23 protein-coding genes are annotated in these 19,658 nt (G+C 38.1%); 22 read left to right on the top strand and 1 reads right to left on the bottom strand.

Annotated elements, in window-relative coordinates:
* From fabD to IGJ76_RS08385, 22 genes are all read left to right on the top strand, one after another.
* Positions 1 to 927, top strand: coding sequence for an ACP S-malonyltransferase (gene fabD, locus IGJ76_RS08490; protein WP_270346095.1), 927 nt, complete (start codon positions 1 to 3; stop codon positions 925 to 927).
* Positions 928 to 929: 2 nt separating this feature from the next.
* Positions 930 to 1,667: a 3-oxoacyl-[acyl-carrier-protein] reductase gene (gene fabG / locus IGJ76_RS08485; protein WP_067480868.1), complete on the top strand. Its 738-nt coding sequence runs from the start codon at positions 930 to 932 to the stop codon at positions 1,665 to 1,667.
* 18 nt (positions 1,668 to 1,685) lie between these two features.
* Positions 1,686 to 2,921 carry a beta-ketoacyl-ACP synthase II gene (gene fabF, locus IGJ76_RS08480; protein WP_067480871.1) on the top strand — a complete coding sequence of 412 codons (1,236 nt, stop codon included), beginning with the start codon at positions 1,686 to 1,688 and terminating at the stop codon, positions 2,919 to 2,921.
* Positions 2,922 to 2,923: 2 nt separating this feature from the next.
* A complete protein-coding gene (gene accB, locus IGJ76_RS08475) occupies positions 2,924 to 3,409 on the top strand; it encodes an acetyl-CoA carboxylase biotin carboxyl carrier protein (protein WP_067480874.1) in 486 nt (161 codons plus the stop codon).
* Between the two features lie 14 nt (positions 3,410 to 3,423).
* Complete coding sequence (fabZ, locus tag IGJ76_RS08470) at positions 3,424 to 3,843, top strand: 3-hydroxyacyl-ACP dehydratase FabZ (protein WP_067480877.1); 420 nt, start codon at positions 3,424 to 3,426, stop codon at positions 3,841 to 3,843.
* A 7-nt stretch (positions 3,844 to 3,850) separates the two neighbouring features.
* Positions 3,851 to 5,230, top strand: a complete 1,380-nt coding sequence (locus IGJ76_RS08465) for an acetyl-CoA carboxylase biotin carboxylase subunit (RefSeq protein ID WP_430596557.1) — start codon at positions 3,851 to 3,853, stop codon at positions 5,228 to 5,230.
* Positions 5,231 to 6,100, top strand: a complete 870-nt coding sequence (gene accD / locus IGJ76_RS08460) for an acetyl-CoA carboxylase, carboxyltransferase subunit beta (RefSeq protein WP_086270812.1) — start codon at positions 5,231 to 5,233, stop codon at positions 6,098 to 6,100.
* Positions 6,093 to 6,878, top strand: coding sequence for an acetyl-CoA carboxylase carboxyl transferase subunit alpha (locus tag IGJ76_RS08455; protein WP_270346093.1), 786 nt, complete (start codon positions 6,093 to 6,095; stop codon positions 6,876 to 6,878). The genes accD and IGJ76_RS08455 overlap by 8 nt, the downstream gene beginning before the upstream one ends.
* A 288-nt stretch (positions 6,879 to 7,166) precedes the next feature.
* Complete coding sequence (locus tag IGJ76_RS08450; RefSeq protein ID WP_393968538.1) at positions 7,167 to 7,991, top strand: transporter substrate-binding domain-containing protein; 825 nt, start codon at positions 7,167 to 7,169, stop codon at positions 7,989 to 7,991.
* 14 nt (positions 7,992 to 8,005) lie between these two features.
* Positions 8,006 to 8,692 carry an amino acid ABC transporter permease gene (locus IGJ76_RS08445; RefSeq protein WP_067480892.1) on the top strand — a complete coding sequence of 229 codons (687 nt, stop codon included), beginning with the start codon at positions 8,006 to 8,008 and terminating at the stop codon, positions 8,690 to 8,692.
* Positions 8,693 to 8,706: 14 nt separating this feature from the next.
* Positions 8,707 to 9,438, top strand: a complete 732-nt coding sequence (locus tag IGJ76_RS08440; RefSeq protein ID WP_067480895.1) for an amino acid ABC transporter ATP-binding protein — start codon at positions 8,707 to 8,709, stop codon at positions 9,436 to 9,438.
* Positions 9,439 to 9,644: 206 nt separating this feature from the next.
* Complete coding sequence (locus tag IGJ76_RS08435; RefSeq protein ID WP_067480898.1) at positions 9,645 to 10,172, top strand: YqeG family HAD IIIA-type phosphatase; 528 nt, start codon at positions 9,645 to 9,647, stop codon at positions 10,170 to 10,172.
* The gene (yqeH, locus tag IGJ76_RS08430; protein ID WP_430596556.1) at positions 10,169 to 11,278 is read left to right on the top strand and encodes a ribosome biogenesis GTPase YqeH; all 1,110 of its coding nucleotides are present in this window, start codon (positions 10,169 to 10,171) and stop codon (positions 11,276 to 11,278) included. Before IGJ76_RS08435 ends, yqeH begins: the two co-directional genes overlap by 4 nt.
* A gap of 15 nt (positions 11,279 to 11,293) precedes the next feature.
* Positions 11,294 to 11,605: a ribosome assembly RNA-binding protein YhbY gene (gene yhbY, locus IGJ76_RS08425; RefSeq protein WP_067480904.1), complete on the top strand. Its 312-nt coding sequence runs from the start codon at positions 11,294 to 11,296 to the stop codon at positions 11,603 to 11,605.
* Between the two features lie 13 nt (positions 11,606 to 11,618).
* On the top strand, positions 11,619 to 12,266 hold the full coding sequence (locus IGJ76_RS08420; RefSeq protein WP_067480907.1) for a nicotinate-nucleotide adenylyltransferase: 648 nt from the start codon (positions 11,619 to 11,621) through the stop codon (positions 12,264 to 12,266).
* On the top strand, positions 12,256 to 12,843 hold the full coding sequence (gene yqeK / locus IGJ76_RS08415) for a bis(5'-nucleosyl)-tetraphosphatase (symmetrical) YqeK (RefSeq protein WP_067480910.1): 588 nt from the start codon (positions 12,256 to 12,258) through the stop codon (positions 12,841 to 12,843). Before IGJ76_RS08420 ends, yqeK begins: the two co-directional genes overlap by 11 nt.
* A gap of 2 nt (positions 12,844 to 12,845) precedes the next feature.
* Complete coding sequence (rsfS, locus tag IGJ76_RS08410) at positions 12,846 to 13,229, top strand: ribosome silencing factor (protein WP_231885363.1); 384 nt, start codon at positions 12,846 to 12,848, stop codon at positions 13,227 to 13,229.
* Between the two features lies 1 nt (position 13,230).
* Positions 13,231 to 13,971, top strand: coding sequence for a class I SAM-dependent DNA methyltransferase (locus IGJ76_RS08405; RefSeq protein WP_067480913.1), 741 nt, complete (start codon positions 13,231 to 13,233; stop codon positions 13,969 to 13,971).
* 78 nt (positions 13,972 to 14,049) lie between these two features.
* Positions 14,050 to 15,216 carry a nucleotidyltransferase gene (locus IGJ76_RS08400; protein WP_067480916.1) on the top strand — a complete coding sequence of 389 codons (1,167 nt, stop codon included), beginning with the start codon at positions 14,050 to 14,052 and terminating at the stop codon, positions 15,214 to 15,216.
* A gap of 134 nt (positions 15,217 to 15,350) precedes the next feature.
* A complete protein-coding gene (locus tag IGJ76_RS08395; protein WP_067480918.1) occupies positions 15,351 to 16,070 on the top strand; it encodes a YebC/PmpR family DNA-binding transcriptional regulator in 720 nt (239 codons plus the stop codon).
* Positions 16,071 to 16,266: 196 nt separating this feature from the next.
* Positions 16,267 to 16,911, top strand: coding sequence for a hypothetical protein (locus IGJ76_RS08390; RefSeq protein ID WP_067480921.1), 645 nt, complete (start codon positions 16,267 to 16,269; stop codon positions 16,909 to 16,911).
* A 226-nt stretch (positions 16,912 to 17,137) separates the two neighbouring features.
* The gene (locus IGJ76_RS08385; RefSeq protein WP_140444147.1) at positions 17,138 to 17,323 is read left to right on the top strand and encodes a hypothetical protein; all 186 of its coding nucleotides are present in this window, start codon (positions 17,138 to 17,140) and stop codon (positions 17,321 to 17,323) included.
* On the opposite strand, the gene helD is transcribed toward IGJ76_RS08385, so the two are convergent.
* A complete protein-coding gene (gene helD / locus IGJ76_RS08380) occupies positions 17,320 to 19,599 on the bottom strand; it encodes an RNA polymerase recycling motor HelD (RefSeq protein ID WP_095803721.1) in 2,280 nt (759 codons plus the stop codon). The two genes, IGJ76_RS08385 and helD, sit on opposite strands and share 4 nt — an antisense overlap.
* Between the last annotated feature and the right edge of the window lie 59 nt (positions 19,600 to 19,658).

Raw genomic sequence — 19,658 nt, 5'->3', positions numbered from 1 at the left:
ATGAAAACAGCATTTTTATTTAGTGGGCAAGGCGCTCAATACCAAGGCATGGGTCAAGATTTATACCATGAACCCGTAGTAAAACAAACATTTGATGAAGCAAGCCAAATTCTTGGTTATGACATGGCAGAATTGTGTTTTACTGAAAATCAGCAACTAGATCAGACCACTTACACACAACCGGCGATTTTAACGGTAAGTGTTGCCTATCATCGCTTATTACAAGAACAAGGAATTACTCCGGACGCAGCATTAGGGCTTAGCTTAGGAGAATATTCAGCATTGGTTGCGAGCGAAGCGCTATCGTTTGAAGAAGCAGTAGCATTAGTGGCTAAACGCGGTGCTTATATGACTGAGGCTGCGCCAACCGGAAGTGGCAAAATGGTCGCTGTGATGAATACACCGATTGAATTGATTGAAGCTTGTTGTCAGAAAGCAAGTCAGTTTGGCATTGTTTCACCTGCAAATTACAATACACCACAGCAAATCGTTATTGGTGGGGAAGTGACAGCTGTTGATGCGGCGATGACTTTGTTACAAGAACAAGGCGCCAAACGAATGATTCCATTAAATGTTAGTGGACCATTTCATACAGCCATCCTAGCGCCAGCAGCGCAAAAGCTAGCGAAGGAATTAAAAACAATCTCATTTAACGAACCAAGGATCCCAGTGATTAGCAATACAACCACTGAGGTTATGACAAAAGAAGCAATTCCAAACTTATTAGAGCGTCAAGTGATGTCTCCTGTTCGTTTTTATGAAAGTATTGAAAAATTAAAATCATTGGGAATTGACCAAATGATTGAAGTCGGACCAGGGAAAGTCTTGAGTGGTTTCATGAAAAAAATCGATAAAACGATTCCTGTTTACCGTGTTGAGAATCAACAAACATTTGAAGAAACTTATCAACGATTATCGGGGAGGTAATTATGGACGTTAGAGGAAAAAACGTTTTTGTCACAGGAAGTACGAGAGGTATCGGGGAAGCAATTGCAATTGCGTTTGCTAAAGCGGGTGCCAATGTTGTCTTAAATGGTCGCAGCGCGATTTCTTCAGAAAAATTGGCTGAAATTTCAGCTTTAGGTGTTACCTGCATTGGGGTATCTGGTGATATCGCAGATTTTACTAAAGCAGGTGAAATGATCAAGGAAGCGCAAGAGCAGCTAGGTTCTGTTGATATTTTAGTCAATAACGCTGGAATCACAAATGACAAATTATTACTTCGGATGGACGCTGAAGACTTCAAAAAATGTTTGGATATCAATTTGACTGGTACATTCAACATGACCCAACATGTTCTAAAACAAATGATGAAAAAACGTGAAGGTGCAATCATCAATTTGGCAAGTGTTTCTGGTTTAATCGGGAATGTCGGACAAGCAAACTATGCAGCCAGTAAAGCCGGAGTTGTTGGCTTAACCAAATCAGTTGCCAGAGAAGTAGCGACGCGTGGAATTACATGTAACGCCATTGCGCCGGGCTTTATTGCAACAGACATGACGGATGTTCTATCAGAAAAAGTAAAAGAACAAGTCACAAAACAAATTCCATTGCAGCGCTTTGGTAACGTGGAAGATATTGCCAAGACTGCAGTTTTCTTAGCAGAAAATGCGTACATCACAGGTCAAGTGATCAATGTTGATGGCGGTTTGGTCATGCACGGATAATAGAAAGGAAGATGATTGATGAATCGAGTAGTAATTACAGGCTATGGTGTTACTTCGCCAATCGGAAACGATGGAGATAGCTTTTTAGATAGTTTAAAAAACGGAACGAATGGAATTGCACCAATTACGAAATTTGATGCAACTGAAACAGGGATTACGCTAGCTGGTGAAGTAAAAGATTTCCCTTATGATAAATATTTTATTAAAAAAGATAGCAAACGTATGGATATGTTTTCAATTTATGGAATCTATGCTGCTCTTGAAGCAATTGAAATGAGTGGATTAGAAAAAGAAAAAATTGATCAAGATCGTTTCGGTGTTATCGTTGGTTCAGGAATTGGTGGTTTACCAACAATTGAGAATCAAGTAATTCGCTTGCATGAAAAAGGCGCTAAACGAGTATCACCAATGTTTGTTCCTATGTCGATTGCCAACATGGCTGCTGGGAATATTGCTTTACGAGTAGGTGCTAAAGGCATTTGTACATCAATCGTTACAGCTTGTGCTAGTGGAACGAACTCCATTGGTGAAGCTTACCGTAACATTAAACATGGTTATTCAGATGTTATCCTAGCTGGCGGAACAGAAGCAACGATTTGTGAAATGGGAATCGCAGGTTTTGCTGCGTTGACAGCTTTATCAACTGCTACAGATCCAGACCGTGGTTCTATTCCATTCGATGAAGAACGTAATGGTTTTGTTATGGGAGAAGGCGCTGGAATCTTAGTGATCGAGTCCTTAGAACATGCAAAAGCACGCGGTGCGAAAATCTATGGTGAAATCGTAGGTTATGGATCAAATTGTGATGCATATCATATGACAGCACCAACGCCAGACGGATCAGGGGCTTCAAAAGCAATGAAATTGGCGATGGACGAAGCAGGCATCCAACCAGAAGAAGTGGGCTATATCAATGCGCATGGAACAAGCACACCTGCAAATGACCAAGCAGAAGCAAAAGCAATTCAGCTAGCACTTGGTGAAAACTTCCGAGACACTTATGTTAGCAGTACAAAATCAATGACAGGACATTTACTAGGTGCTGCTGGGGGAATCGAGGCTTTAGCAACATTATTAGCGTTAGAGCACCAATTTGTACCACCAACTATCAACGTAGTAAATCAAGATCCAGAAATTGATTTAACAGTCGTAAAAAATGAAAGCAAACCTGCTGAACTTACTTATGCCATGAGTAACTCACTAGGCTTTGGCGGACACAATGCGGTCCTTTGCATGAAACGCTGGGAGGAATAAGCTTGAACATCAGTGAAATTAAAGAACTAGTAACGCAATTCGATCAATCTTCTTTGACTGAATTTGATTTGCGTGAAGGTCAATTTGAACTTTATATGAATAAAAATAATACCAGTCGTGGAGCAGTAACAGCACCTCAAACGATGGAAGCACCTGCAGTTCAACCTGTATCAGCGAAACCAGAAATCAAAGCAGATGAACCTGTTAAAGAACAGACTGTAGTAGCAGACACAAAGCAAGAAATTGAAGGCATTGAAGTAAAATCACCAATTGTTGGTGTTGTGTACTTGCAACCTTCACCGGATAAACCAGCTTACAAAAAAGTTGGTGACCAAGTAGCAAAAGGTGAAATCATCTGCATTATTGAAGCAATGAAGCTAATGAATGAGATCACCAGTGACTTTGACGGAGAAATTGTTGAAATTCTGGTTGAAAATGAAGAAGTTGTTGAATTTGGTCAACCACTCGTTAAAATTCAGCCAAAATAAGAAAGAGGTAGAAGATGAATATTCAAGAAATCAAAGAAATCATTCCACATCGTTACCCAATGCTGCTGATTGATCGAGTGGAAGAAATGGTTGCAGGCGAAAGTGTTATCGCTAAGAAAAATGTCACAATCAATGAACCCTTTTTTCAAGGTCATTTTCCAGAAGAACCGGTTATGCCCGGTGTGCTGATTGTTGAAGCAATGGCACAAGCTGGAGCCGTTGCCTTATTGTCTTTAGAACAATTTAAAGGAAAGACAGCTTATTTTGGCGGATTGGATAAAGCAAAATTCCGTCGCAAAGTGACACCAGGAGATACTTTGTATTTGGAAGTTGAAATTATCAAAGTAAAATCTTCCGCTGGAATCGGGAAGGGTGTCGCAAAAGTGGATGGCAAAAAAGTTGCCGAAGCTGAATTAACCTTTATGATTGGATAGGTGAAATATGTTTTCAAAAGTTTTGATAGCTAACCGCGGTGAAATTGCCGTGCGGATTATTCGTGCCTGTCGTGAATTAGGTATTCAAACAGTTGCTGTATATTCAGAAGCAGATGCTGATGCATTGCATACTCAATTAGCAGATGAAGCGATCTGTATTGGACCAGCTAAAGCTGTTGATTCTTATTTGAATGTGCAACAAGTTTTAAGTGCGGCAATTGTTACCAAGGCAGAAGCGATTCACCCAGGTTTTGGTTTTTTATCTGAAAATAGTCGTTTTGCATCAATGTGTGAAGAATGCAATATTGTTTTTATTGGACCTAAAAGTGAAACCATTGATGCGATGGGGAATAAAATCAATGCCCGCCGCTTGATGCAAGAAGCCAAAGTTCCGGTAATTCCGGGAAGTGAAGGTGTACTTTCGACTGTGGAAGAAGCTTTGTCAGTTGCGGATAAGATTGGCTACCCAGTTATGTTAAAAGCTGCTGCGGGTGGTGGTGGTAAAGGAATTCGAAAAGTAATGACCAAAGAAGAACTACCACAACACTTTGCTTCAGCGCAACAAGAAGCTGCTGCAGCGTTTGGAAATGACGAAATGTATTTGGAGAAAATTATTTATCCAGCAAGACATATTGAAGTTCAAATATTGGGCGATCATTATGGAAATGTCATTCATTTAGGTGAGCGTGATTGTTCGTTGCAAAGAAATAATCAAAAAGTTCTTGAAGAATCACCATCGGTTGTGATTTCTGCTGCAAAACGTGCAGATTTAGGCGCTGCGGCTGTTCGTGCAGCGAAAGCTGTAAATTACGAGAATGCTGGAACCATTGAATTTCTAATGGATGAATCTGGTGCCTTTTACTTTATGGAAATGAATACGCGAATTCAAGTGGAACATCCTGTAACAGAAATGGTAACAGGTGTTGACTTAGTGAAAAAACAAATTGAAATTGCAGCGGGTGAACCATTGGGCTTAGAACAAAATAACATCAAGTTTCAAGGCCATGCGATTGAATGTCGAATCAATGCAGAAAACCCAGCTTTTCATTTTGCTCCATCACCCGGAACCATTGAAAACTTATTACTTCCCGCTGGGGGCATGGGTTTACGTGTTGATAGCGCAGTTTATTCAGGCTATAAAATACCGCCATATTATGATTCAATGATTGCCAAAGTCATCGTTCATGGTGATACGCGTTTTGAAGCGTTGATGAAAATGCAACGTGCCTTGAGCGAAATCGTGACAGATGGTGTTGTGACAAATGCCGAATTTCAAATGGACTTGATTAGTCACCCAGCAGTGATTGCTGGTGATTATACAACGGCATTTTTACAAGAAGAATTTTTACCAAATTGGACACCTGAAACGGAGATTGGAGGCGAGTAGATGGCTCTGTTTAAAAAGAAAAAATATATTCGCATTAACCCAAATCGAGGAGCTCAACCTACAAGTCCACCAACTGTTCCTGACAATATGTGGGCAAAATGTCCGAATTGTAAACATATCATTTATACGAAAGATATTGGTGAAGAACGCGTTTGTCCTAATTGTGGTTACACGTTTCGTATCAGTGCTTGGCAACGATTAGCGTTAACGATTGATGAAAAAAGTTTTGAAGAGTGGGATACCGAATTAACGACAGAAGATCCTTTGAATTTCCCAGGGTACCAAGAAAAAATTGAAGTGATGCAAGAAAAAACTGGTTTGCATGAAGCAGTTTTGACTGGTAAAGCAACAATCAATGATATTCCTTTAGCGATTGGTGTTATGGATTCAAATTTTATTATGGGAAGCATGGGGACGATTGTTGGTGAAAAAATAACTAGATTATTTGAACGAGCATTAACTGCTAAATTACCTGTGGTCTTGTTCACTGCCTCTGGTGGTGCCAGAATGCAAGAAGGCATTTTTTCTTTAATGCAAATGGCGAAAATTTCCGCGGCGGTGAAACGTCACAGCAACGCAGGGCTTTTTTACTTAACCGTTTTGACTGACCCTACAACTGGTGGTGTAACCGCCAGTTTTGCGATGGAAGGTGACGTGATTTTAGCTGAGCCGCAAAGTTTGATTGGTTTTGCTGGACGTCGGGTAATCGAACAAACGATTAAGCAAGAATTACCAGAAGACTTTCAAAAGGCAGAATTTTTGTTAGCTCATGGTTTTGTTGATCAGATTGTTCCGCGAACAGAATTGAAGAAAACGATTCATCATTTGCTCGAATTGCATACACAGAAAGGTTGGTTGGATCATGAATAAAACTGCTCATGAGGTTGTTCAACTGGCTAGAGCAAAAGAACGTTGGACGAGTTTAGATTTTTTTGAAGAAATTTTTGATGGGTTTCAGGAGTTTCATGGGGATCGTTTATTTGGTGACGACGAAGCAATCGTTGGTGGTGTTGCTAGCTTAGCTGGTAAACCAGTCACGGTGATTGGAATCCAAAAAGGTCGAGATCTACAGGAAAATATCCAACGAAACTTTGGTTCACCGCATCCGGAAGGGTATCGTAAAGCATTACGATTGATGAAACAGGCAGAAAAATTTAAACGCCCAGTCATCACGTTGATCAATACTGCTGGGGCTTATTGTGGTGTGGGAGCGGAAGAACGCGGCGAAGGAGAAGCAATTGCTAAGAATCTTTTAGAAATGTCTGATCTAAACGTGCCAATTTTAGCAATCATCATTGGCGAAGGCGGCAGCGGTGGTGCACTTGCACTTGGCGTTGCAGATGAAGTTTGGATGCTTGAACAAACAATTTATGCGATTCTTTCGCCAGAAGGTTTTGCATCTATTTTATGGAAAGATGGTAGCCGAGCGGCGGAAGCGGCGGAGCTGATGAAAATTACCGCGCCTGAATTACATGAGCTAGGGATTGTGGACAAGGTGATTCCAGAAACTTTTAATGGGGAACCAATTCCCTGGGCTAAAATAGCATACATGATGAAAAAATCAATGATTGAAAAATTAACTGAATTATCGCAAACGGATGTAACATCTTTACTTGAAAAGCGTTATGAAAGATTCCGTAAGTATTAAGCGATTTGATGATGAGAGGTCGGGATAAATCCCGACCTTTTTTTGTATTGAAAAAACAAAACAGCTTGCGTCTCTTTCGTTCGATTGGATTTTACAACGGCTTGGAATCGTTTGATATGTGGGTGAATGGGGATGATTTTTTAGTTGGAAAAGAAGAAAAACACACAATAAATGAAATTTGCGCATATTTTTTCAAAAAACACTCTTGAAATGAATAAAAAATCTGATATTATGTATAATAACTCATTAAGTTTATGTTGGGTGTATAAATATTAGAGGAGAGTAACGATGAAGAAAATAATTTGGCTTACGATGGTTTCAATGGTGGTTCTTTTAGGGGCGTGTAGCTCTGGTGGAAAAGAAACAAGTAACGATTCAAAAAAAGAGGGGATTCAAAGCATCCAGGATTCTGGAAAATTAGTAGTGGGAACTTCTGCAGATTTTGCTCCGTTTGAATTTCATACGATGATTGATGGGAAAGACCAGATTGTTGGCGTGGATATTGATTTGGCGAATGAAATTGCAAAAGAACTAGGTGTCAAAGTCGAAGTGATGGATATGGAATTCAACGCAGTGTTAGCAGCCTTACAACAAGGAAAAGTTAATTTAGCAATTTCTGGTATTTCGGCAACAGAAGAGCGTCAACAAACATTTGATTTCTCAGATAATTATTTTGCTCCACCACAAAAAATGGTCATTAACAAAGAAAACGCAAATGAATTAACCAGTCTCAAAAGTTTTGCAAAGAAAAAAGTAGGAGCGCAAAAAGGATCAGTTCAAGAAGACGTTGTGAAAGAACAAGTTCCAGATGCACAATTAGTTTCTATAGCTAAAGTACCTAATTTGATTATTGAGTTAAAGCAAGGATCAATTGATGGATTAGTTTTAGAAGAAACCGTTGCAAACTCTTATATTGAAAATAATCCAGAGTTAATGTTAGCAGATGTTGACTTAGTCTCAAGCGATGAAGAAGCCTACGCAATTGCGTTACCAAAAGGCGAAGAAGATTTACAAAAGAAAGTCAATCAAGTCATCAAAGAATTACAAAGCTCAGGAAAAATGGATGAATTCATCAAAAAAAATACAGAGCTAGCTAAAAAAGCAGAAGAATAAAGGAGTTTGATTACGTGAATTTTTCATTTCTATCGGTATACTATCCCTATTTCCTGTCGGGTGCATTAATTACATTAATTATTTCCGTTATCACGATTGTTTTTGGAACAATAATTGGCGTCATTATGGCACTGTTGAAACTTTCAAAAATTCGACCATTACGGTGGTTTGCCAATGCTTATATTGAAGTCTTACGTGGGACACCGATGCTAATCCAAATTTTGATCGGTTTTGGCTTGTTACAAGGCGTGGTTCATGCGCCTACATTAACTCTGGGTGTATTAGATGTTGACTTTAGCCGGCTGATACCGGGGATGATTGTTTTATCAATGAATTCAGGTGCCTATGTCGCTGAAATCGTCCGTGGTGGAATCATGGCTGTCAATTTTGGTCAAGAAGAGGCGGCTAGCTCGTTGGGACTCAGACCAATGCAGACGATGCGATATGTGATTTTACCGCAAGCATTAAGAAATATCTTACCTCCAATGGGTAATGAATTTATCACGTTGATCAAGGATTCTTCCCTACTTTCAACGATTGGGATCTATGAGTTATTAAATAGTGCACAAATCGTTATCTCGAATTCGTATCTCCCTTTAGAGCCCCTCTATGTAGCTGCAATTATTTATTTTGTTCTAACATTTTTGATGTCGAGATTGCTACATGTTTGGGAAATAAAATTAGGTAAAGGATACCGATGAAAGGAAGGCTGTCAATGGAAGCACTTATTCAAGTGAATCACTTAACCAAAACGTTTGGACAAAAAGAAATTTTAAAAGGCATCACATTAGAGATTACTCAAGGAGAGGTCATGGTAGTGATTGGCCCGTCTGGCTCTGGGAAAAGTACATTTTTACGTTGCTTGAATTTGCTAGAAGAGCCGACCAGTGGGACGATCCTATTTGATGGTCAAGAAATCACCAACAAAAAAACAGATATTTATGAAATGAGAGAACAAATGGGCATGGTTTTTCAACAGTTCAATTTATTTCCAAATCTAACTGTTTTAGAAAATATTTTGTTGGCACCGACGAAAGTAAAAAAGATCAGTCGCGCAGAAGCAGAAGAAAAAGCGTTAGTATTACTTGATAAAGTTGGCTTGGTAACAAAAGCAGATGAATATCCTCAATCATTGTCAGGTGGACAACAACAAAGAATCGCAATTGCTAGAGCTCTTGCAATGGAACCCAAAGTCATGTTATTTGATGAACCAACGTCTGCGTTAGATCCAGAAATGGTCGGAGAAGTTCTATCTGTTATGCAGGAGTTAGCAAAAGAAGGTATGACAATGGTAATTGTGACCCATGAAATGGGTTTTGCGCGAGAAGTTGGTGATCGTGTTTTATTCATGGATGATGGAAAGATAATTGAAGAGGGAGCGCCAAAAGAACTTTTTGAAGAAACGAAGAAAGAACGAACACGACAGTTTCTGGAAAAAGTTTTATAAAAGAAAAACGATTGCCAAAGTGGTGATCGTTTTTCTTTTTGCAAAAGAGCAAGACAAAAGAAAGTAAATAAACAATTGTGAACGGATACAAAAATGTGTGGGATGGATTGAATGGTAAAGGTAGTTTTTTTTTAGATTATGCAGTATAATTAGGGGCTGAGGAGTACCTGGTGTGCTCCTTCATTTTTTGCAAATGAGGAGACAAGATGTTTTCAAATTATAAACCAACATGGATGGTAGAAGCCATCTATCAAATTACCCCTGCACAGTTGAAAAATTTAGGCATCAAAGCCGTGTTAACTGATTTGGATAACACTTTGATTGCTTGGAATAACCCAGATGGAACAGAAGAATTGTTAAATTGGATTTTAGAAATGAAAAATGCTGGTATTCCTGTTGTAGTTGTTTCGAATAATAACTCGAAGCGAATTGAGCGAGCAATCGAAAAATTTGATTTACTTTATATTGCTCGTGCGATGAAACCATTTGCTGTGGGAATCAATCAAGCAAAGAAAAAGTTGAACCTTGCTGATGAAGAACTTGTAATGATTGGCGATCAAATCATGACGGATATTCGTGGTGCAAATCGCGCAGGAATCCGAAGTATTTTGGTGAAACCAATTATTGAGACGGATAGCTGGAAAACACAAATTAATCGTTTTTTTGAAAAAAGAATCATGGCCCATTTATTAGTAAATAATCCTGATATGGGCTGGCGAGGTGGAATTGAATGAGTGAAGAATTACACTGTATCGGGTGCGGCTCGATTATTCAAACAGATAGACCAGGAGAACTAGGGTATACACCGCAATCTGCCTTAGAAAAAGGTTTAGAATCAGGTGAGGTCTATTGCCAACGCTGTTTCAGACTACGTCATTACAATGAGATCCAAGATGTTTCTTTAACAGATGATGATTTTTTACGTTTGTTAAATGAATTAGGTCAAAAAGACGCGTTGATTGTTAATGTTGTCGATATCTTTGATTTCAACGGTTCATTGATTCCGGGACTACATCGTTTTGTCGGTGATAATCCGGTATTATTAGTAGGTAATAAAGTCGATATCTTACCGAAATCACTGAAGAAACCTAAAATGATCCAATGGATGACTGAACGTGCGCATGAAGCAGGGCTAAGACCTGTCGAAGTGTTATTAACAAGTGCTAAAAAAGCACATGAAATGGAAGATCTACTAGCTAAAATCGAAGAATATCGCGAAGGTAGAGATGTCTATGTCGTTGGCGTAACGAATGTCGGTAAATCAACATTGATTAACCAGATCATTAAGAATACTGCGGGTGTTCAAGATGTGATTACTACCTCACAATTTCCCGGAACGACTTTAGATAAAATTGAAATTCCTTTATATGATGGTCAAGCTTTAATTGACACACCGGGAATTATTCATCGTCATCAAATGGCACATTACTTAGGTAAAAAAGATTTGCGGATCATTGCACCAACAAAAGAAATCAAACCAAAAGTTTATCAATTGAATGACGATCAAACGCTTTTCTTAGGCGGATTGGCTCGCTTTGATTTTGTAAGTGGTGAACGTGGCTCATTTATTGCTTATGTTTCAAATGATGTGAATATCCATCGAACAAAACTCGAAAAAGCAGATGAATTTTACGCAAAACATGTGGGTGGACTTTTACAGCCACCACGTCCTGACGAGGTAGAAGAGTTCCCTGAATTAGTTCGCTTTGAATTTTCAGTGAAAGAAAAAACAGATATTGTTTTTGCCGGTCTTGGATGGATCACTGTATCACAGCCAGCAGTTGTTGCTGGGTGGGCGCCTAAGGGTGTTGATGTAATCAAGCGTAAAGCTTTAATTTAAGGAAGAAGGACGAAAATGGAATTAAGAGGAAAACAAAAACGTTTTTTACGTAGTCAAGCACATCACCTACAACCTATTTTTCAAATTGGAAAAGGTGGAATCAACTCAGCAATGCTTGTTCAAATCAATGAAGCATTAGAAAAACGTGAGTTGATCAAAGTTACTTTGCTACAAAATACAGATGAAATCGCGGAAGATGTTGCACGAATTTTAGAAGAAGAAGTTCAATGTGAGATTGTTCAAATCATTGGACGTGTATTGGTATTATATAAACCATCAAGTAAAGAAAAATACCAACGCATTTCACGAGAAGTAAAAGCAATCTAAGGAGTGGTCGTTAATGAGTACGCAGGCTAATCTATTTGTTCGTTCACAAGTTTTTCCGAAAGAAATGCCACAAGTTTTTGAAAAAAAACGACAAGTTGGAATCTTGGGAGGAACATTTAACCCTGTCCATCTGGCACATCTGGTTATGGCTGAACAAGTTGGACAAAATTTAGGACTGGATCGCGTATTTTTAATGCCATCCTATGAACCACCACATATTGATGAGAAAAAAACGATTCCGGCAGCGCATCGTTTGAATATGCTCGAGCTTGCAATCGAAGACAATCCATTTTTGGCAATTGAAACAGTTGAATTGAGCCGTGGTGGGAAAAGTTATACTTATGACACGATGAAAGCCTTGACGCAGAACAATCCAGATACAGATTATTATTTCATCATCGGCGGTGACATGGTTGAGTATCTTCCAAAATGGTACAAAATTGATGAATTAGTTCATCTTGTTCATTTTGTAGGTATCAAGCGTGCTGGTTATGGAGTCGAAACACCGTATCCGGTCATTTGGGTCGATGTACCTGAAATTGACATTAGTTCGACCAAGATTCGTCAAAAAGTTCGCCAAGGTTGCTCTATCCGCTACTTAGTTCCTGACAAAGTAGTTGATTATATTCAGAAAGAAGGCTTGTATCAACATGGATTATAGTAGTCATTATACTGCAGATACTCGCGAAACACTGATGCAAAAAGTCCAAATGCGAATGAGTGAACGTCGTTTTCAACATGTCTTAGGCGTGGAAAAAATGGCGGTAGCATTAGCTGAGAAATATGGTTGTTCACCAGAAAAAGCTAGTATTGCAGCGTTGACCCATGATTATGCAAAAGAACGTCCGGATGATGAGTTTATACTAGTCATCAAACGTGATGGATTTGATTCTGATTTGTTGAATTATGGCAATGCGATTTGGCATGGACTTGTGGGTGCTTCATTTGTTGAACGTGAATTGGGCATTACTGATCCCGAGATTTTAAATGCTATTCGAGTGCATACAACTGGGGCAGCAAAAATGACTTTACTGGATAAAATCATTTATGTTGCTGACTACATTGAACCAGGCAGAAATTTCCCTGGGGTAGAAGACGCGCGCGAAATTGCATTAGTCGACTTAGATGAAGCAGTTGCTTTTGAAACAAAGCACACATTAGCTCACTTAATTGAACAAGAACAACAAATTTATCCAAAAACAATCGAAACATACAATCATTGGGTGGCGAAAAAATAAATTTGTCACCAAATGTTAAGGAGGAAATTATCATAGATAGCAAAGAACAATTACAAATTGCGGTAAAAGCAGCAGATTCAAAACGTGCAGAAGATATTTTAGCACTTGACGTGAGAGAAGTTTCGTTATTGGCAGATTATTTTATGATTTGTTCAGCGAACAGTGAACGTCAAATGAACGCAATTACAGAAGAAATTATTGACAAAGAAGAAGAAAATAACTACGAAGTGAAACGCATTGAAGGAAAAGAAGGCGGAAAATGGATCTTGATTGACCTTGGTGACTTGATTGTCCATGTCTTCCACGCACCTGAAAGAGAATTTTATAATTTAGAAAAATTATGGTCAGATGCACCACTTGTAAACATTTCTGAATGGTTGGATTAATATGGCTTACGAAACATTCGCTTTTATTTATGATGAAGTAATGGATGAAGCGCTATATCAGCAATGGTTAGCATTTTCAAAGAGACACTTACCTGAGCAAACAAAGAACATTTTAGAGCTTGCTTGTGGTACGGGTGCATTAGCTGTTGAATTTGCAAAAGCAGGTTATAATGTGACTGGACTTGATTTGTCGGAAGATATGTTAATGATGGCAAGTCAGCGCGCTTTTGAGCAAGAAACAGCAATCCAATTTGTTGAAGGAAACATGTTAGATCTTTCAGAAGTAGGACAATACGAAGCAATTACTTGTTATTCAGATTCATTATGTTACATGGAAAATGGGCAAGAAGTTCAACAAGTTTTTGATGAAGTATATCAAGCTTTGGAAGAAAATGGACGTTTTTTATTTGATGTACATTCTGTTTATCAAGTAGATACGGTTTTTCCAGAATATAGCTATCACTATCAAAGTGAAAAGTTTGCTTTTTTATGGGACAGTTATCCAGGAAAAGAACCACATAGTATTGAACATTTCTTAACCTTTTTTGTAGAGGATTTGGATCAGCCTGAAAAATTCATCCGTGAAGACGAGCTTCATCAAGAACGCACGTATTCAATGGAAAGCTATTTGCGCATGTTAGAAAATAGTGGTTTTTCAAAAGTAGAAGCTTATGGTGATTTTACAGATGAAACACCAACTGAAGAAACGAAACGCTGGTTCTTTGTAGCCTATAAAGAATGAATTTAAAAAGAGCCGTGACAAATGTCGCTGCTCTTTTTTCTTGTTTTCCTTAGAAAAAGAGTAATGGGGAGGGATCTGATGAAAAGTTGTGGCTTAATTGTAGAATATAATCCATTTCATAATGGTCATCGCTACCACGCAGAAATGGCAAGGAAACAGACAGATGCGGAAGTCGTCATTGCTGTGATGAGTGGTAATTTTTTGCAACGAGGTGAGCCGGCCATTCTTGATAAATGGCAGCGTGCAAATGAAGCATTACAAAATGGCGTTGATCTAGTTATCGAATTACCGGTTGAATGGGCAGTTCAATCTGCCGATTATTTTGCAAAAGGTGCAGTGAGGTTGTTGCAAGATTTAGGCTGTGACTCATTATGTTTTGGAACAGAAAATACGACTCATTTTGACTACGAGTCATTTGGAAAATTTGTTTGGGACAACCAACGTGAAATTGATCAGGCATTTCAAAATTTAGCCGATCAAAAAATCAGCTATCCACAAAAAATGACAGAAGTTTTTCGCACACTACTGCAAGATGAACAGCTTGATTTTGCTTCACCTAACCATATTTTGGGCTTGAGTTATGCCAAAGAAAATGCAAGGTATGAACGACCGATGGCACTGCATCCGATTGAAAGAAAAAGTGCTGGTTATCACGAAAAAGAAATTGCTGATGAGACGATCGCAAGTGCCACTGCCATTCGAGAAGCTGTTGCTAGGCAAGCTGAGATTCAACACGTTGTTCCAGAAGTAACAGCTCACGATTTACTAACGAAACCAACTCAAACTTGGGATGAATTATGGCCATATCTGCGTTATAAATTATTATCGACGCATGTAACACAATTGAAGGAAATTTATCAAATGACGGAAGGCTTAGAAGTTCGCTTACAAGAAGCTGCGAAGCAATCTACAGACTTTCATTCTTTCGTATCTTTGGTTAAGACGAAACGTTATACTTGGACAAGAATCCAACGATTGGCGTGCTACGTGTTATTAAATATAACGGAATCTGAAATTTTCGCGCAGCAAGAAAAAAATTATCTTCACATATTAGGATTTACTGAAGCGGGGAGACAGTTTCTGAAAGAAAAAAAACAAGACATTAGTCATGTCTATTCACGAATAGGGAAAAAAGAAGCCACAGAAGCACAGTTATTAATTCGTAGCGATCAAATTTATTGTTTAGCGAACAGTCAGTTGATTGAACAAAATTTTGGCCGAATGCCAATTCTAATCAAGGGATAGAGAAAATAAATTGCTGATTTTTTGATAAAATGGGAATAATGAAAAAAAGCTTCACAGAATTAGGATTCACAAGTATAATGAAACAGGACGTTTTTGCGTTACGGAACTAGAAAAAGAGAAAGCGAAGTGAAAATATGGGTCGTAAATGGGCTAATATTGTGGCAAAGAAAACTGCTAAAGATGCAAACAACAGTCGAATTTATGCAAAATTCGGGATTGAAATTTATGCGGCAGCGAAATCAGGTGAACCTGACCCACACGCTAACCAAAAGTTACATTTCGTTATTGATCGTGCGAAAACCTATAATGTGCCTAAACATATTATTGACCGCGCCATTGAAAAAGCAAAAGGTTCAGGAGACGAAACATATTCTGAATTGCGCTATGAAGGATTTGGACCAAATGGCTCGATGGTGATTGTTGATACATTGACAAACAATGTGAACCGAACTGCAGCAGATGTTCGTGCAGCTTTTGGTAAGAACGGCGGAAACATGGGTGTCTCTGGTGCCGTTTCTTATATGTTTGATAACACAGCTATTTTTGGTTTTGCTGGCGACGATGCGGATGAAATTCTTGAATATTTAATGGAAAAAGATATCGATGTTCGTGATGTCATCGAAGAAGAAGGACAAATCATCGTTTATGGTGAAGTTCCTGATTTCCACGCTATCCAAGAAGCATTGAAAGAAAAAGGCATTACAGAATTTTCGATTGCAGAAATTCAAATGTTACCACAAACTGAAATCACTTTAACTGGTGATGATTTAGTACAATTTGAAAAAATGATCGATGCGTTAGATGAACTTGAAGATGTTCAAAATATTTTCCATAACGTTGAATTGGACGATTAGGCGTTTGCTTAGTTTGTTCAAACTTTTTTCAAATCAAAGAAGTATGGCAGGTTGATGCCATGCTTCTTTTTTGATGAAGGAAAGATTTTACTAGTTGATTTTTGTTTTTTATTCCATTTCACCTGTGGTATCATAAGGTTACAGGTATTATTTTGAAATGATACAGAGTATATTGGAATTTGGGCGAGGAATAATGATGGAAGCAAAAATAATTTTGGAACCTTTCGATAGAATATTAAGCGGTTACGAAAAAGTAGAAGAATTAGCGGTAAATATTGCTGATTGCTCAAGTATCGCACATAAGTATGCAAGATTTGGTGTAGAAGGCTATCGTTTAGGAAATTATACTGGGATAGGTTATTTGAATCGTTATTTGGAATGTGCAATTGATCGAGTACCCATGCTCATTTATCAAAAGAATTATTTGATTCCACTCTTGTTTAAAAATGCTGAAACCTCTTTCCAGCTGTTTAACGAGGGGTATCGAATGGAAGCTTTCTTTTTGTTGTTAGAATGGAGTCTGAAACATCAACCAGAGAAGATTTTGATTGAACAAGATCCAACTGTTACTTCATCCAAAGAGAAAATCATCGACAGTGCCTATCTCGTGTTTCGCTTGACCGAAATTTTGGACAGCGGAGGATATCCAATCAGTCATTTTCAAACAATTGAACAATTTATTGACTGGAATCGAATTTATCGTTTGATCGACAATGGTGGAGTGGGGCGTCATAGTAAAATATTTGATCCCGAATTTCCAGAAAACATTGAAGAATTACGAATGATCGTGACTTTAGTTAGTTTGAAATATCCGGAAACAGATTTGCAGATACCTGAATAATATAAAAATTTTCGGTGCAGATACTAATTTTTTGGTAATCGGTACAGCATAAACATATTAAGAGGGGAGGGGAACATCGGCTGACGCTGATGCTTCTCTCTTTTTTTACTTTAGATTATTGTAAGGTTGTGACAGAAATAGTCAGTTTCGAGAAATAAGGAGAAATTTTCAGAAATGATTTTTCAAATTTTTGTCAAATTTAGACTTATTTGAAAGAAGTTACTTATTGAATACGGTGAATGAGGTTGCAGCTCCAAGCAATAAGGATGCTTTATTTAAAATAGCTTTCCATAAGTTTGAAGTGGATGCAAACTATGCCGAGGAGTTGTTTTTGAATAACCTTTATTCGTATATTCAAAAAGGGGTACGACAAGCTTTTTGTCGTACCCCTTTTTTTGGTAAAATGCTTTAAATCACTTCTTTGTTATAAGTCAAAGAATCAATTGCCTTCAATAATGGACTCTTATTGAAGGACGTAAACAGTGTTAATTCGTGCATTGCGCGTGTACACATAGTATACAAAATTAGCTTGTCTTGTTCTGTGTGGAACTGCTCATCGTTAATATTCCATAAGAAGACGCGATCGAATTCAAGTCCTTTTGCCAAGAAGGCAGGTAACAGAATAATTGAACGTTTCATAAAGTCTTCCTCATCAAGAATCAATTGAACTTGTTGTTTCAAATTTTCAGGGAATTGTTCATATAACTGTTCACATTCCTCTTGTGTTTTAGCAATGATTGCTGTCCGCCAGTGTTTTGCTTTGGCTTGCGTTTGTTCAAGTGTTTCTTCAAACCAATGAAGTTGTTTTTCAGCAGTTGAAGCTTCGATGATGACTGGTTTATCACCTTTTCGAGCAGTTGTTTCGACACGATCTTCTTTGGATAAGAAATGATTTGCGAAGTCAGTGATTTCTTTAGTTGAACGGTAACTGGTTGTTAATTGGAAACGTGTGACCTCTTGATTGTCAAAAAGCTGTGGAAGAGAACCAACGATGGTTTCATTACCAAAGACATTTTGATTGAGATCGCCACAGAAAGTTAAGTTTGCTTTTGGATAAAGTGCTTGAAGCAGGGCAACCTGTGAAGGTGCGAAATCTTGCATTTCATCAATAAAAACATAACGAGCTTTCTGAGTGATTGTTACTGGAAATGTGCGACGCATTAGCAAGAAGAATAAAACAGCATCTTCTTGTTTCATTTGTTTTTGACGAAAATTTAGACGAATCTCAGCAATTTGTTTTGTCCATTGTTCTTTGGAAATCCCATGGGAAACTAGTGCTTTTTCTGGAACACTTTGTAAAAAGTGGAGATATTGTTTAGGCATATTCACAAATTGATAGCTGGTAATACCACGATGAACACGACGAAATTTTTTACGTACGATTTGATTTGCCAGTTTTTTGCGTAAAGATTTTTCTTTTTGCTCTGTGTACTCAAGGTTTGGATCAGTTGCGTATAATTCTTGCAATTGTTCTTCAGCTAAATCTTTCACCCATTGTTGACGCGTTTCATCTTTTTGTAAGCCACCTAATTTTTTAAGTAGCTTTGTTTGCAGCAGAGAAAGACGTTGATGCAATGGTAACAAAGTATTTGTTTCTTGGTACCATTTTCGTATAGAATCTTTTGCGAGAATGGTTCGTCCATTGATTTTCATGTCACGGAATAAAGGTCCATAATTCGTAATTGCCTTCACATAATTATTGATATGGTCAACTAGTGTTAAGCCATTTTTTAAGTCGTGGATTGGATCATTCTTTCCAAATAAAAAACCATGTTCTTGTTGATCTTCTTCAACTAGCGAATAATCTTGTAGCAGTTCTTCTATATAGCTTCTAAATGTCTTGGTTGGGACACCACTTTCACCAAGAGAAGGTAAGACAGTTGAAATATAGTCTGAGAATAAATGGTTGGGTGAAAATAACAATACGTGTTCCGCATCTAACCATTTCCGATTATGGTACAGTAAAAAAGCAATTCGTTGAAGCAAAGCAGAAGTTTTTCCACTTCCTGCGATTCCTTCAATCAGCATTACTTTGCTAGTTGTATCGCGGATGATTGCATTTTGTGCTTTTTGGATTGTCGAAACGATATTTTTCATATGGGTACTTGAAGCTTCATCTAAAATCTCTAGTAAAAAATCATCGTTGATTACTTCAGAAGTGTCTACCATTGAGAGAATCTCGCCGTCTTGGATTTTGAATTGGCGTTTAAGTAACAACTCCACGGTCATACGTTCGACATCTGTTTCATAGTAAGCAGGTCCGATTTCACCTTCATAATAAAGATTGGCAATTGGTGCGCGCCAGTCGATGACAATTGTTTCTTCGGTCAAATCACGTAAAGAAGCAATCCCTAAATAAAGGGTTTCTGCTTCATTTTCTTCTTTAAAATCAATGCGGGCAAAATAGGGATTCCCTTGCATGACATCTAAAGTCTGTAAACGATGCTGTTGTGCATCGAGAGTATGATATTTTAACAGTAGTTCTTGTTCATGTTGGCGGTATTCAACAGCAGACTCGTAAAATGACTCATTAGAACCAGCACGGATACGGTGATTAGCTGTTTCCTTTGTTGAGGTATTCATTTCTTGGGTCAATTCTTGTTGCTTACTGTTTAATAATTTTTGTTCAAGCTGGATTAATTGAACGGTTTCGTCCACATGTGCTTGTTCCATTTGTCTTTCATTCATGGCTTATTTGCTCCTTCCGCCTTAAATAACGAACTAAAAGTATAGCACAATTATGGGAA

It is taken from the genome of Enterococcus sp. DIV0175, assembly GCF_050529075.1.
Taxonomy (GTDB): Bacteria; Bacillota; Bacilli; order Lactobacillales; family Enterococcaceae; genus Enterococcus_B; species Enterococcus_B thailandicus.
The sequence above is the reverse complement of the archived record's forward strand: the minus strand, read 5'-3'. Positions and strand labels throughout refer to the sequence as shown.